Raw genomic sequence first — 14,667 nt, forward strand, 5'->3', positions numbered from 1 at the left:
GGCCTCGGACGGGTCGGCCATCCGCGCGAGGGTGCCTGAGGGTCGGGGACAGGGCGGGGTGTCGTCCGGGACGTAGAACGTGATTTGTTGGCGCGGTATCGCCCGCGCCGACGAAGCTCCGACAGGGCGCCATAAATCATGAGTCCCGGACGGCACCCCGCCCTGGCACCGGCCCGCATCGGCACCGCCGGCCCGCACCGGCCCGCCCTGGCACCACCGGCCCGCACGGGCCAGCCCGCATCACCGGCCCGCGCCGGCCCGCCCGCACCGCCCCCAGCGCTACGACGGTTCCGGCGCGTCGAGGACCTTGACCAGCGCCGGCCCCACCGCCCCCGCAGGTCCCACCGCCCCCGCCGGCGGCCCCACCGTCCCCGCCGGAGCCACGGACGCCGCCGCCCCCGCCGGCCCCTGCTGCCGCTCCGGGAGCAGTTCCAGCACCGCCTGCCGGTACCCCGGATGCGTGCCCTCGTCGTACGGGTCCGGCGTGGCCGGCACCTGGAGCCGGTGCACGGCCCCGGTCCCCAGCCGCGCGTACCCCCGCCCCGGCGGCACCCGGCTCGTGGGCGTGGTGTGCGGCGGCAGCCCCAGGACGTCGGTGATCTGCTGGATCGCGGCGGGCCCGAGCACGATCCGAGCCCGGGTGTGCTGCCACACCGCGTCGTGCAGCAGCTCCAGGTGGTCGAACTGCTCGGCAACGACCACCGTGACGTGCGCGGGCCGCCCGTGCCGCAGCGGTACCTGCAGGTGGTTCATGGGGTCGGGCCCGCCCTCGGCGACCGCGAGGTGCGCGAGCACGCTCGGCTGGTCGAGCAGGATCCACAGCGGGCGCCGGGTGTCCTCCGGTGCGGGCCGGCCGGCCTCGCGGGCCCGGTGGGTGGCGATGAGCCGCCGTTCGGTCTCCCGCGCGGCCCACTCCAGGGTGGCCACCGCGCCGACCGGCCCGCACTCCACGGCCAGGACGCCCGCTCGGCCGGTCAGGCAGGCGTACTCGCCGCTGCCGCCGCCGTCGACGATCAGCACGTCGGCGCCGTGCCGCAGGGCCTGGAGGGCGAGGGAGCGCAGCAGCGTGGAGGTGCCGCTGCCGGGCTGGCCGACGGCGAGCAGGTGGGGTTCGGTGGAGCGGGGCCCGGTGCGCCAGATGACCGGCGGGACGTCGCGCGGCTGCTCCCCCTCCAGCACGGGCAGGGTGCGCTGCACGCTTGAGGAGTCGGTGAATCCCAGCACGCTCTCGCCGGGGGAGGTGACGAACGGCTGGGCGGCGATGCCCGTCGGCAGCGCCGCCAGCACGCTCAGATCGAGCTGGTTGCCCTCTTCGTCCCAGTCGAAGAGGTACTCCCGTCCGCGCCCGGACTTGGCGTGCAGCAGTGCCTCGATCCGGGCCCTTGAGGCGGCCTCGCCGTCGGTGAAGTAGGCCGGGTAGCGGATGTGGAGCCGGGTGAGCCGGCCCGCCTCGTCGAACTCGTAGCCGCTGAAGGCCTTGTCCCACTCCCCGCCGTGGGCGAAGAGCGGGCTCGGATCCTCCGGGATGGAGAAGTAGGGCACGAGGGCTTCGTAGAGGGAGCCGAGCCGTTCGGCCTCGGCATCGCTCGGTCCGGTCTTCACCGGGGTGCGGTCGCGTCCCCGCCAGGCCGCCGCCGCCATGAGGGTGACCAGGGCGAGGAGCGGGCCGTAGGGGACGAGCGCGACCACGAGGACGCAGGCTGCGCCCAGGAGCAGGGCGGGACCGCGCTTGTCCTTGGGCGTCTCGGACCATCTGCGCCGCCCGGCCGCGGCCAGGATGCGCAGGCCGCGTCCGATGACGAGGAGCGGATGGAGGACGTCCGTGGCACTGTCGGCGGCCGTGCGGGCCAAGTCGCGGCCCCGGGCCAGCGACGCGGTGCCGCTGCTGAGAATGCGGGGGAGTGGGCGCCGGGCCACGGGCGTCTCCTGGATCTGTGGTGAGCGTTGTTCCGGGTGGGGCTGGTGTTCCTGCTCGGCGGCGGCTAGAGCTTGATCCCGCCGAGCAGGCTGGCAAGGCTCGCGGTGCTCGCCGTGATGCTCGGGGCGATGGCGGAGCCGGCGAGGAAGAAGCCGAAGAGCGAGCAGACGAACGCGTGCGACAGCTTCATCCCGTCCTTCTTGAAGAACAGGAAGCAGATGATGCCGAGCAGGACCACGCCTGAGATGGACAGGACCATGAGAGGTTCTCCTGGTTGGTGGGGACAGTCACCATCAGTTGTTCCAGGCTCACAGGAAGTATCAATGCGAAAAAAGGTGCAAATGGGTGAATCCAATGGTTTTTCACTTGACCGGCTCAGTCCGGCTGGCGCGGCCGCCGCACACGGGTCCCGGGTGGTCCCTGCCTCGGCCCGGCCCGGACATGCCCAGGCCAGGGCGCTACTCTGGCGGTTCACCCGTACGGACGCAGCGCCGTGCGCACCCCTGCCCCGCACGGCCTGGGGAAGCTTCATGCCAGCAGCGAGTGGAAGGCGGTACGCACGATGAGCGAGCACCCCGAGGGCACCTCCCCGGAAGGCCCCGACGAGGACGTCATCGAACTGGCGACCAAGATCTTCGACCTCGCCCGCCAGGGTGAGAGCGCGCAGCTCGCCGCGTACCTCGACGCCGGGGTCCCGGCGAACCTCACCAACGACCGCGGCGACACCCTCGTCATGCTCGCGGCGTACCACGGCCACGCCGACACCGTCACGGCCCTGCTGGCCCGCGGCGCCGAGGCCGACCGCGCCAACGACCGCGGCCAGACCCCGCTCGCCGGCGCGGTCTTCAAGGGGGAGGAGGCGGTGATCCGCGCGCTGCTCGCCGGAGGGGCCGACCCGAACGCCGGAACCCCCTCCGCCGTGGACACGGCGCGCATGTTCGCCAAGGCCGACCTGCTGGAACTCTTCGGAGCCAAGTAGTCCGCTTTTTGCCGGGCCAGGACCGGTACAGACCTCACAGGTTGGTCACGGCGGCCGTAAATGTGGTCGCGGCGCACAAACCGGCTGGGCCATCATGGCGTCGGATTCGATTCGCGAGCACGGGGGACGGGCAGACGGCCAGGACACCAAGGGTGTCCCGGCCCGGTCCGGCCAACCCTGGTCACGAACCACCGACGAGAGTGAGAAGGCAATGGTCTACATCGAGCGGAACAAGACGGCGGACGTCCTCACATGCTGTTACGCGGCCCTGTGAATCCCGATTCCCGGTTGCGTCCCCAGCTTGATTTGAGGCCACTCCCATGTTCGAACCAGTCATAGCGCCGAGCGGTACCCTGCTCGGCCTCCTCCAGCGGGGCCGTGGCGACGGCACGCTGCACGCACTCGCGGCGCCCAGGGCGGAGGCCCTCGCGGCCCTCAACCAGTGCGTGCTCCGCGATCCGCGCCAGGACTGGCAGGTGGAGAACCGCTCGCTGTACTACGCCAGGCTCTACCTCGACCTCGACGGCCCCCTCGGCGAGATCGAGAGCCACCTCTTCAGCGCCGACGACCTCGTCGACGACACGGACCACCGCACGGGCCTCGCCCTGTCCGTCCTGGGCCACCTGGCCTCGTACGGCCGCGACGACGCGCTCATGCTGCTGCGCCGCTACGCCGCCTCCGGGGCGAACTGGGCCTGGGCCCTCGACGAGCTCGCCCTGCGCGACGACGACGAGGGACTGCGGTCACTGGCGGCACCCGTCCTCGCCCGCTTCCCCGCCACCGCGGAGGGCGAGGCGCGGCTGGCCGCCGCCGTCCGCGACGCCTACGAGCCCCGGCCGTGGTGCCTGTGGGAGGAGTCGCCGCTGTACGGGGAGCGCCTGAGCGCCGCCCGCCGGCAGGGCTCCTTCGACCGCTGGCAGCGCCAGCTGACGCCGAGCGGGCCCCGGCCCGGCTGGGGCGTCCAGGCCGTCTTCGACTGGGCCGCCGACGGCCTGCGCCGCGGCACCCCCCTGCACGTGCCCGCCGCCCGCTGCCTCGCTGCCGTGGCCCAGCCCGAGGACCGCTCCGCCATCCTCGCGGCCGCCGCCGGCGCCGACGGCGAGGCCGCCCGGGCCACCGCCCTGCACCACCTGGTTCTCGCGGAGCCGGGCAACCCGGCCGTGCTGGACCTCATCGAAGCCGCCGCCGACGAGCCCGCCGTGGCCGCGTACGAGCGCATGTGCGGCCCCGAGGCCGTCGAACGGGCCCGGCGCTGGGTCCACCGGCCCGACGCCCTCGGCGAGGCCGCCGCGGCCACGCTGGCCGCCCGAGGCGGAGCCGAGGACGCACCCCTGGTCCTGAGCGCGCTGCGCTCCACCGTCCGCGGCTCGGGCCCCGACACCGGGCGCCTGTTCGCCCTGGTCGACGGAGCCGGCCGGCTCGCCATCGGCTGCGCGGCCCCCGTCCTGCGCCACATCTACCGGGAGACGTCCTCGTCCCACCTGCGCGGCCGGGCCGCGCGGGCCCTCGCCAGCACGGACCCCTCCTTCGCGGCCGGATTCGCGGTCGAGTGCCTCTGGGACTGCGAGGAGACCACCCGCGAGGTCGCCGCCCGCCACGCCGAGACGGCCGACGCCCGCGTGGCCCCGCGCCTGCGCCGCCTGGCGGCGGACCCGGCGGAGGAGGAGGACGTCCAGTCCGCCGTCCGCAGCCGCATCGCCCCGGAGTCGGCCGTGTAGCGCCCCCGGGAACCGAACCCCGCGCCCGGGCCCCGCGACGACGGAGCCCGGGCGCGCCGCGTACGTCCCCGCGGGCACCCCTCCGCCCCGGCTCCCCTCGTGGGGCCGGCGCGGGGACCCCGACGCGCCGCGTCCGGCGCGCGGACGGTCAGTGCAGCGGCGGGGAGGGCCCAACGAGTGTTCGATCTCGCAGGGCCCCTCACCCCGTACTTGGCCGCAGCCCCCGAAAACGTTTCATCGGGCACGCACGAACCGGACCGGAGTCCCGGGACGGGCCTGCGCCGCCGCGTCCAGGGCCGGGCCCGGCGGGACCACGCCGACCACGGGATAGCCGCCGGTCACCGGATGGTCGGCCAGGAACACCACCGGCAGGCCGTCCGGGGGCACCTGGACCGCGCCCAGCACCATGCCCTCGCTCGGCAGCTCCCCGGCCCGGGCGCGGACCAGCGCGGGACCGCCCTCCGTGCGCAGCCCGATCCGGTTGGAACTCGGCGACACCCGCAGCGCCGAGCGCCACAGCCCGGCCAGGGACGCCCCGGTGAACCAGTCCGCCCGCGGCCCCGGCCGCAGGGGGAGCAGCAGTTCCGACGGCGCCGCGGGCAGCCCGTACGCGTCGGCGCCGGCCACCGGGTCCGGCCCGGGGCGACCCACCGGCAGGATCATCCCGGCCGACAGCACCGGCGGCCCGAGGCCCGACAGCAGATCCGTGGAGCGGCTGCCCAGGACCGGCGGGACGGCCAGGCCTCCCCGCACCGCGACGTAGCTGCGCAGGCCCGACTCCGCCCGGCCCACCTCCAGCTCCGCCCCGGCCGGCAGTCCGACCGGCGCCCCCCAGGGCACCGGTCGCCCGGAGATCCGTACCGGACAGGGCGCGCCCGTGACCGCCACGACCGTCCGGGCCGCCGCGCGCAGCGACACCCCGTCCAGGGTGGTCTCCAGGACGGAGGCGTCCGGCGGGTTGCCGAGCAGGCGGTTCGCCAGCGCGTACGCCGCCGTGTCCAGTGCACCCGAGCGGGGCACCCCCAGGTGCGCGTGCCCGGGACGCCCCCGGTCCTGGACCGTGGTCAGCGCCCCCGGCCGCACCACCAGCAGCTCAGTCACGGCCGGCCTCCGTGAACCGCACCCGGACGCCCGGGGCGAACAGCGCCGCCGGATCCCGTGCCGGGTCCCAGAGCACCGCGTCCGTGGAGCCGATCAGCTGCCAGCCGCCGGGGGAGGAGCGCGGGTAGACCCCCGCGTACTCGCCCGCCAGTGCCAGAGAGCCCGCGGGAACGGCCGTGCGCGGCGAGTCCCGGCGCGGAACGTGGAGATTCTCCGGCAGGCCCGTCAGGTAGCCGAAACCCGGCGCGAACCCGCAGAAGGCCACCCGGAACGGGGTGGCGCCGACGATGCCCGGCACCTCCCCGGGGTCCACCCCCCACAGCCGGGCCACCTCCGCCAGATCCGGCCCGTCGTACCGCACCGCGACGGTGACCTGCGGCCCCTCGGCGGCCGCGAGCGGCGGTACCTCCCAGCAGGCGATCCGGGCCCCGAGCGCGGCCGGATCCCGTACGCCGTCCAGCAGTACGGTCCGCGCCGCGGGCACCAGGTCCCGTACGGGGCCCAGCGCGCCCGCGTCCCGGCGGCGCAGCAGCTCGGCGTGGAGCGCGGCGACCTCGTCCGCCGAGTCCAGCTCGATCAGCAGCGCCTGCGAGCCCACCACCAGCGTCCTCACGTGAAGGCCTCCACCCGCACCCCGGCGGCGCCCAGCGCCTCCCTGACGCGCAGGGCGAGCCCGGCCGCCCCGGGGGTGTCCCCGTGCAGGCAGAGCGAGCGCGCGGCCACGGGGACGGCGGAGCCGTCGGCGGCCGTCACCGTCCCGTCGGCCGCCATCCCGACGGCCCGCGCCACCACCGCGTCCGGGTGGTGCACGACCGATCCCGGCTCGCCGCGCGGCACCAGGGTCCCGGCGGGGGTGTAGGCGCGGTCGGCGAACGCCTCCGGTACGGGAGCGAGCCCCGCCTCCTCGGCGGCGGCGAGCAGGAGCGAGCCGGGCAGCCCCAGCACGGGCAGGCCGCCGGTCGCCCCGGCGCCGGCCGCCAGCCGGACACCCGCGACGACGGCGGCGGCCTGGCCGGCGTCGTGCACGGTCCGGTTGTAGAGCGCGCCGTGCGGTTTCACGTAGGACACCCGGGAGCCGGCCGCCCGCGCGAAGACCTCCAACGCGCCGATCTGGTAGGCCACCTCGTCGGCGAGCTCGCCGGGCGGCACGTCCATGGAGCGCCGGCCGAAGCCGGCCAGGTCGCGGTAGGAGACCTGCGCGCCGATCCGTACGCCCCGCTCGGCGGCCAGTTCGCAGACCCGGCGCATGATGGACGGGTCCCCGGCGTGGAAGCCGCAGGCGACGTTGGCGCTCGTGACGACGCGGAGCAGGGCCTCGTCGTCGGTGAGCATCCAGCGCCCGAACCCCTCGCCGAGATCGGCGTTGAGGTCGATCACCGGAGCGGATGCGATCATGGAAGCCATGCGCCGAGCGTAGAGCAGGCGGCCCGACCGGATGCCGAAGCGGCTGCCGATGCGAACGCCGAAGCGGCCGCCGATGCGGATGCCGGCGCGGATGCCGGCGCGAAGGCCGGACGATCCGGCCGAAGCATGCCGTTTGGGATGTTGTCAGTAACAGGACCTAGTCTTTGTCCGTGACTCTCCCTGCCCCGGCGAAGACCCTTCCGTCCCCGGCGCCGGGCCCGGCCGCCGACGAGGGCCTGGCCCGGCGGCTGCGTGCCCTCGCCTGCACCGCCCCGCTGCACGACCTCGACGTACGCAAGGCCAATCTGGCGGGCGAGTACGGGATCTACGCGATGGCGGAGGTCGCGCTCGCCGCGATCGACCTGGTCACGCTCAACATGGACTTCGACACGGGCGCCGACCACGAGCAGATAGTGGCCAGACTGCTGCCGCGCGTCGCGGCCCAGGCCCCCTCCCGCCCGGCGGCCGAGCACGAGCGGGTGGCCCGCTGGGTGCTGGAGAACCTGATCAACGTCGGCAGCGTGGACCGCGGCTTCCGCGCGATCTACGGCACGTTCGGCCCGGACGGCGTCTACGTCCGCCGGGACTACGACTTCAAGCTGGTCGAAGAGGTCCCCTACGGCGGCGCGGTCTACCTGCGCACCACCGACGAGGCCGTCAACGTCCTGGTCGGAGCCCTCGACACCGACGTCACCAGCGCCCAGATCGCCGCAGAGGTCAAGCTGGAGGTGCTGATCAGCCGCGGGCGGCTGGCGGACGCCCAGCTGGCCGCCGAGCAGGCCCGCTACCGGACCGTGCAGTACGCGGAGACCCTGCGCCGCACCCTGGACGCGACCCGGCGCAACGTCCGGGCGGTGGACTGGCTCCAGGCCGTCCCCGACATGATCGCCGAGGCCCTCGACCACGTCGCCGACCGCTACCGCCACGAGAACGCGATCCTGACCAACATCCGCAAGGCGCGCGACGAGGCCGAGGAGCCGGAGAACAAGCGCCGCGCCGCCGAGCTCGTCGACATCGTCAAGGACTGCATCCGCCGCCACACCCAGCTGCAGTCCCGGCTGCTGGACGCGGGCCCGCTGTTCCGTGCCGAACAGGACCGCCAGGCCTTCGCCGCCCCCGCGCCGCGCACCGGCATCGACCTGTACGGCCAGCTCGTCGCCCCGGTCCTGCCGCTGCCCGTGGAGCAGGCGCGCCGGGTCACCGACGCCTTCTTCGCCGCGGGCACGGGGCTGCGCACGCCCGTCTCCGTGCGGGTGGCCGACCTCGTCGAGATCCTGCTCACCCCGCCGGTGGAGCGCGAGCACCTCGGCGCGGAGATGCCGGAGCCGGACCTGATCGCCACCCCGGACGACAGCCGCTTCACGGAGGAGCAGCTCGCCGCCGCGATGGGCCTCCTGGACCTGCCGCACGATGCCCCGCGCCGGCTGTCCGGGCTGCTCGCGGAGGCCCGCCGCAGCGACGCCGACCTGCCGTACCTGGTGGCGCTGCTGGCCGTGCACGCCGCGAGCCCGGCCGTGGGCACCGCGTACCGCCAGGGTGAGGAGCGACTGCTCTTCGCCGTGGACGACGGCACGCAGCTCGACGACCCCGAGTTCGGTGGCGCCGACCTCATCGTCGGCACCGCCCTCCTCGACGCCGCCGGCATGGCCGCCGACCGCGCGGAGGCCTCGTGACCACCGCTGCGAATCCAGCCCCGCCGGCGTACGAGGCGCGGGTCCGGGCGGAGCCCGGTGCCCGGCGCAGCCGGGTTGCCTCGGGTGCCGCCCGCGTAGCCGCCACCACCCATACCGTCCGCACCCCCCGTACCGTCCGCACCCCCCGTACCGCCGAGGAGACGCACCCGTGAGCGACCACCACGCCGAGCACCCCGCGTGGAGCGAGTCCGACATGCCGTCGGCTCCTGTCGCGCCCGCCACCGGGGGCGCCGTGACCCCGGCGGACGCCGCGGACGCGGCCCGGCTCGTGGCCTTCGGGCTCCAGCCCAAACTGGCGCCCGCCCGCGACGCCGAGTACGCCGAACTGCTGCGCCGCTACCGCGAGGAGCCCGCCTTCGGCCGCCTCGCCGACGCCGTCGCGACCGGCCTCGGCCTCGTCGTCCTGGAGGTGTCCCCGCGCGCCGGCATGGCCGTGGCCGCCGACGAGGACTCCGTCTTCGCCGTCCGGATGGGCGACTACGCCCGCCGTACCGCCGCGGACTCCGCCGACCGGTTCCTGCACGGCCTCGCCCATCTCGCCGTCGCCGCCCTCGCCTTCCCGCGCCCCGAGGACCTCGCCGACGACGGCTACATCGGCCGTGTCACCGTCAACGGCGTGGACGCCTTCGTCCGGCAGACCTGCCGCCGCCTGGAGGAGCGCGCCGAGGAACTCGGCGAGAACACCGACCCGGCGTCCGACGCCCCCGGCCTGGAGGCCGCCTGGCGGGTCTACGCCCGCCGCAGCGCGACCGGCGCCACCAAGGACGCCCGCCGCCTCGCCGGTTCCACCACCGGCATCGTCGGCAAGGCCGCCGCCTTCCTCACCGACTCCGGTTTCCTCCAGCGCACCGGCGACGAGGCCGGCGGCACCTACCGCACCACCCCCCGCTACCAGCTCCAGGTCCGCGACATGGCGGGCAGCTCGGCCATGGCCGAGCTCCTGGAACTCGGCGTGGTCCCCGTCAGCGACGGCTCCGCCACCCTCCTGCCGCCGCCCGAGGGCGACGACCTGGAGCTGGCCGCCGGCGCCGGGCTGCCCTTCCACGCCTGAGTCCTGAACCCCGTAGACCCCGCCTCACCCAGACACCACGAGAGTCCGCCGCCATGTACGAGCTGTCCCGGATCCGCCTCTACTCCATCGGGCCCGCCGGCGCGCGCTACGCCGACACCGTGCTCGACCTGCGCGGAGTCGGCGAGCCGGTGCCGCACCCGGCGCCGGCCCAGGCGGAGTTCTTCGAAGACGAGCCGACCGGACCACCGCGCCGCCCCGCGCCCGCCGGCGTGCTCTTCCTGGAGAACGGCGGAGGCAAGTCCGTCCTCCTCAAGCTGATCTTCTCGGTGATGCTCCCCGGCCACCGCAACACCCTCGGCGGCGCCAGCTCCGGCGTCCTGCGCAAGTTCCTGCTGGCCGACGACTGCGGCCACGTGGCCCTGGAGTGGCAGCACACCCAGACCGGCGAGTGCGTGGTCGTCGGCAAGGTCAGCGAATGGCGCGGCCGCCAGGTCTCCAACGACCCCCGCAAGTTCGCCGAGGCCTGGTACTCCTTCCGCCCCGGCCCCGGCCTGAGCCTCGACAGCCTGCCCGTCGCCGAGTCGACCGCCGTGCGACCGCCCGTCGAAGGCGCCTCCGGCGCCCAGGGCCGCCGCCGCACCATGAAGGGCTTCCGCGACGCGCTCACCGACGCCGGCAAGGCCTATCCGCACCTCGAGGTCTACTTCGAGGAGATCCACGACCGCTGGAACGAGCACCTCACCGAGCTGGGCCTCGACCCCGAACTCTTCCGCTACCAGCGTGAGATGAACGCCGACGAGGGCGAGGCGGCCGGCCTCTTCGCGGTCAAGAAGGACTCCGACTTCACCGACCTGCTGCTGCGCGCCGTCACCGACACCCGCGACACGGACGGCCTCGCCGACCTCGTCCACGGCTTCGGCAACAAGCTCGGCCGCCGCGCCGAGCTCATGGCCGAACGCGACTTCACCGCCGGCTCGGTGGACCTCCTCACCAAGATCGTCGAAGCCGCCGCCGCCCGCTCCCGGCTGCGCGACGTCCACGCGGGCGCCGAACGCCGCACGCGCACCCTCGCCCGCAGGCTGTCCGCCCGCGCCGCCGAGGAACGCGGCCGGACCGCCGACCTCGCCCAGCGCGTGACCGCCGCCGCCCACGACGTCACCGCCGCCGAGTCCGCCCGCACCCGCAGCGCGGCCGTCTCCGCCGAACTCGCCTACCGGCACGCCTCCCTGGCCCTGACCGTCGCCGACAAGGCAGCCGCCGCCCAGCGCCGCGAACTCCTCGAAGCCCGCACCCTGCACTCCGCCTGGCAGGCCGCCGAGACCGTGCTGCGCCACCGGGCCGCCGCCGACCGCTCCGCCCGCGTCGCCGCAGCGATCCTGGAGGCCGAGCGCGACGCCGCCCCGGCCCTGGCCGCCCGCGCCACCGCCGCGGGCCGGCTCGTACGGGCCCTGCACACCGCCGCCGAGGAGGGTGAGCGGCTCGCCAACGAGGAGGAGGAGCGTTCGGCGGCCCTCCAGGCCACCGGAGAGGACTCCCACCGCGACGCCACCGCCGCGGCCACGGCCGCCCAGCGGGCCCGCAGCGAGGCCGAGCACCTCAGGGCCAGGCTCAGCGAGGTCCAGCAGGAGACCGCCGAGGCCGTCCGTGCCGGCTGGCTCGACGACTCCGCCCCCGACGCCGACCCGGCCCGCGCCGCCCTCGCCGCCGCGGACGCCGAGAAGGCCGCCGTGGCCGCCTGGGACGAGTCCCGCGAGGCCGCCCGTGCCGCCACCGAAGCCGCCCGTGAGGCCGCCGCCGCGGAATCCCGGGCCGAGCTGACCGCCGCCCGCGCCGCGGACGCCGCCGAGGCAGCCGAAGCCGCCCACGACGCCGAGTACCGAGCCGCCGCCTCGCTCGCCGCGTCCCCGCGCCTCGCCGAACTCCTCGGACTGCCCTCGGCGGTGGACCCCGCCGACGTATCCGTCCCCTCGCCCCGCACGGGCGACGGCTCCACCGGCGCGTCCGCCGGGGGCCCGGCAGCCGCCGGCGGCCCGCACGGCGCAGCGCAGGGCACCGCCCGCGGCGCGGTGGCCACCGCCGTCGGACTGCTCACCGCCGAGGACCTCGACCGGAGCGCCGACGACCTGCGCGAACTGCTCGCCGACGGCGTCGCCTCGGCCGAGCGCCAGCTGTTCGAGCTGCGCACCGCGGCCGCAGACGACTCCCGCATCCTCGGCGCCCTCGGCGACGGCGGCCTGCTCCCGCCCGGCCCGGACGTCCTCGCCACCGTCGAGTACCTCGGCGAACACGGCATCCCCGCGCTCCCCGGCTGGCGCTACCTCGCCCAGGCCGTAGACCCCGCCGACCACGCCGCCGTCCTCGCCGCCCGCCCCGAGCTCGTCGACGGCGTCGTCATCACCGACCCCGACACCCACAGCCGGGCCCGCGAGGTCCTCTCCGGCGCCGCCCTGCTGCCCCGCTCCACCGTCGCCGTGGGCACGGCCGCAGCCCTGCTCGCGCCCGTCCCCCCGGCGGGCCCCGACGGCGAGGACACCGCCGTCTTCCTCGTGCCGCCGAACCCGGCCATGCACGACGAGCACGCCGCCGACGAGGAGCGCCAGGCGCTGCGCACCCGCGCCGCCGCCCGCGACACCGAGATCCGCGACCTCGCCGCCCGCCTCGCCGGCGACCGTGAGCTCTCCGCCCGGCTCGCCTCCTGGCGCACCGGCTGCCCGCCCGGCCGCCTCACCGAGCTCGCCGAGGCGGCCGCCGCCGCTCGGATGTTCGCCCAGGAGACCGACGCCGAGCTCGCGGAGGCCCGTACCGCACGCGCCGAGGCCGACGAGGCCGCCGCCGACGCGGCCCGGGTCCGCGAGGAGCGCCAGGACACCGCCCAGCGCGCCCGCCGCGCCGCCGACGCCCTCGCGGGCCTCGCCTTCCGCCTGCGCGAGCGCGCCGGCTGGCAGGCCCGCCTCCGGGAACTCGCCGATGAGGCCGCCGAGTCCGAGGCCCGCGCCGAGGTCTGCCTCGATCGGGCCCGCGCCGCCGACGAGGACCGCCGCGCAGCCCAGCGCGCCGCCGACGACGCCCGCCGCACCGCCCGGGCGCTGCGCGCCGAACGCGCGGAGATCGCCGGCGCCCCCGACCAGCTGCCCGACGGCGACGACGGCCCGCGCGTGCCCCTCCCCGACCTCCGCGAGGCCTACCGCGCCGCCTCCCAGCTCTACGAGAAGGTCGGCGTCGGCGCCGACCTGCGCGCCGAACAGGCCCGCGCCGAGAGCGACGAGAGCGCCGCTCTCGCCGAACTCGACCGCCTCACCAACAAGGTGCGCACCCGCGCCGCCCAGCTCCTGGAGGGCACCGACGGCGCCGACGGCCCGTCCCGCCAGGCCGCGGCCGCCCGCGCCGAGTCCCTCGTACAGATGCTGGAGACCCGGGCGTCGGCCGCCAGCGAGCAGCTCGGCCGGCTGCGCGGCGAGGCCGAACGGCACGCCCCCGCCGAGGGCGAGGCGCACACCGACCTGCCCGAGGAGCTGATCCCCGGGGACGTCGAGCACGCACAGGCCCTGCTGCGCACGGCCACCGCCCAGCTCGCCGCCCACACCGCGGCCGTGGAGGGCGCCCGCGCCGCCCACGCGGACCTGCTGCGCGCCCACCGCACCGCCGAGGACGGCGCAGGCGGCTTCGACGAGACCGCGGCGCTCCTGAGGGACCTGCTGCGCGACCACACCCACCAGGACGACGAGCAGGAGCCGGTGGCGCACCACGGCACGCTGGAGGAGGCCCGCCAGTCGGCCGCCGAGGCCCGCCGCTCCCTGCGCGGCTGCTCCGCCGACCTGTCGGCCGCGGAGTCCGCGGTGCGCGAGGCGAGCGACGTCCTGGTCCGGCACGCCAACGCCACCCGCTACGAGCAGGTACGCACCCCCGCGCGCCAGCAGATCCGCGAACTGCCCGCCTCGGCTCTGCCCGAGCACGCTGCGGCCTGGGCTGCGGCCTTCGCCCCCCGGCTGCGCGTCCTCACCGACGAGCTGGCGCAGCTGGAGCGCAACCGCGACAGCATCGTCGACCGGCTGCGCGGCCTGGTCGAATCCGCCCTGGCCACGCTCCGTTCCGCGCAGCGCCTCTCGCAACTGCCCGAAGGGCTCGGCGAATGGTCCGGGCAGGAGTTCCTGCGGATCCGCTTCGAGGAGCCCGACCAGGCGACCCTCACGGAGCGCCTCGGCGAGGTCATCGACGACGCAACGCGCACCGCGGTGAAGAAGAACAGCGGCGCCTCCTTCGGCGAGGGCCGCCGCGACGGCATGTCCCTGCTGCTGCGTGGCGTCCAGGCGGCCCTGGAGCCCAAGGGCATCTCCGTGGAGATCCTCAAGCCGGACGCGGTGCTGCGCGCCGAACGGGTGCCGGTGGGCCAGATGGGCGACGTGTTCTCCGGGGGACAGCTGCTGACCGCGGCGATCGCGCTGTACTGCACGATGGCGGCGCTGCGCAGCAACGACCGGGGCCGCGACAAGCACCGGCACGCGGGCACGCTGTTCCTCGACAACCCGATCGGCCGCGCGAACGCCACCTACCTGCTGGAGCTCCAGCGGGCCGTGTCCGACGCGCTCGGCGTCCAGCTGCTGTACACGACCGGACTCTTCGACACGACCGCCCTCGCCGAGTTCCCGCTGGTGATCCGCCTGCGCAACGACGCGGACCTGCGGGCGGGCCTGAAGTACATCAGCGTCGAGGAGCACCTGCGCCCGGGCCTGCCGCAGCAGTCGCCCGAGGGGGAGGCCATCCACGGCGAGATCACCGCCACCCGGATGTTCCGCCGCAGCGCCGCGCCGACCGCCTGACGGGCCGCGGGCGGCGCCCCCCTG

Annotated in this window: 10 protein-coding genes; 5 read left to right on the forward strand and 5 right to left on the reverse strand. The window is 75.9% G+C overall.

The annotated features are described in order from the left end of the window. Positions 1-279 precede the first annotated feature (279 nt). Together AB0F82_RS19510 and AB0F82_RS19515 are read right to left on the reverse strand one after the other, a co-directional pair. The gene (locus AB0F82_RS19510; RefSeq protein ID WP_362629149.1) at positions 280-1,917 is read right to left on the reverse strand and encodes a hypothetical protein; all 1,638 of its coding nucleotides are present in this window, start codon (positions 1,915-1,917) and stop codon (positions 280-282) included. Positions 1,918-1,982: 65 nt separating this feature from the next. Next, positions 1,983-2,177 (reverse strand): hypothetical protein, encoded by a 195-nt coding sequence (locus tag AB0F82_RS19515; protein WP_030706611.1) that lies wholly within the window; start codon positions 2,175-2,177, stop codon positions 1,983-1,985. Between the two features lie 303 nt (positions 2,178-2,480). Here AB0F82_RS19515 and AB0F82_RS19520 point away from each other — a divergent pair, with 303 nt between their 5' ends. Further along, entirely contained in the window at positions 2,481-2,897 is a 417-nt protein-coding gene (locus tag AB0F82_RS19520) for an ankyrin repeat domain-containing protein (protein WP_362629153.1), read from the forward strand. A 320-nt stretch (positions 2,898-3,217) separates the two neighbouring features. Beyond that, complete coding sequence (locus AB0F82_RS19525) at positions 3,218-4,615, forward strand: HEAT repeat domain-containing protein (protein ID WP_362629156.1); 1,398 nt, start codon at positions 3,218-3,220, stop codon at positions 4,613-4,615. 234 nt (positions 4,616-4,849) lie between these two features. Here the strand turns inward: AB0F82_RS19525 and AB0F82_RS19530 are convergent, their stop codons facing one another. The 3 genes from AB0F82_RS19530 to AB0F82_RS19540 are packed head-to-tail and all read right to left on the reverse strand — an operon-like array spanning position 4,850 to position 7,120. Beyond that, a complete protein-coding gene (locus AB0F82_RS19530; protein WP_362629159.1) occupies positions 4,850-5,716 on the reverse strand; it encodes a biotin-dependent carboxyltransferase family protein in 867 nt (288 codons plus the stop codon). Continuing rightward, on the reverse strand, positions 5,709-6,329 hold the full coding sequence (locus tag AB0F82_RS19535) for a 5-oxoprolinase subunit B family protein (protein ID WP_362629162.1): 621 nt from the start codon (positions 6,327-6,329) through the stop codon (positions 5,709-5,711). Before AB0F82_RS19535 ends, AB0F82_RS19530 begins: the two co-directional genes overlap by 8 nt. Continuing rightward, the gene (locus tag AB0F82_RS19540) at positions 6,326-7,120 is read right to left on the reverse strand and encodes a LamB/YcsF family protein (protein WP_362629165.1); all 795 of its coding nucleotides are present in this window, start codon (positions 7,118-7,120) and stop codon (positions 6,326-6,328) included. The genes AB0F82_RS19535 and AB0F82_RS19540 overlap by 4 nt, the downstream gene beginning before the upstream one ends. Positions 7,121-7,290: 170 nt before the next feature. Between AB0F82_RS19540 and AB0F82_RS19545 the strand changes: the two genes are divergently transcribed. From AB0F82_RS19545 to AB0F82_RS19555, 3 genes are all read left to right on the forward strand, one after another. Next, entirely contained in the window at positions 7,291-8,793 is a 1,503-nt protein-coding gene (locus AB0F82_RS19545; protein ID WP_362629167.1) for a hypothetical protein, read from the forward strand. A 169-nt stretch (positions 8,794-8,962) separates the two neighbouring features. Then, positions 8,963-9,865, forward strand: coding sequence for a hypothetical protein (locus AB0F82_RS19550; protein ID WP_362629169.1), 903 nt, complete (start codon positions 8,963-8,965; stop codon positions 9,863-9,865). 53 nt (positions 9,866-9,918) lie between these two features. Further along, the gene (locus AB0F82_RS19555; protein ID WP_362629171.1) at positions 9,919-14,643 is read left to right on the forward strand and encodes a hypothetical protein; all 4,725 of its coding nucleotides are present in this window, start codon (positions 9,919-9,921) and stop codon (positions 14,641-14,643) included. Positions 14,644-14,667: the final 24 nt, after the last annotated feature.

Origin of the sequence: Streptomyces virginiae (assembly GCF_040638905.1) — a bacterium.
GTDB lineage: Bacteria > Actinomycetota > Actinomycetes > Streptomycetales > Streptomycetaceae > Streptomyces > Streptomyces virginiae_B.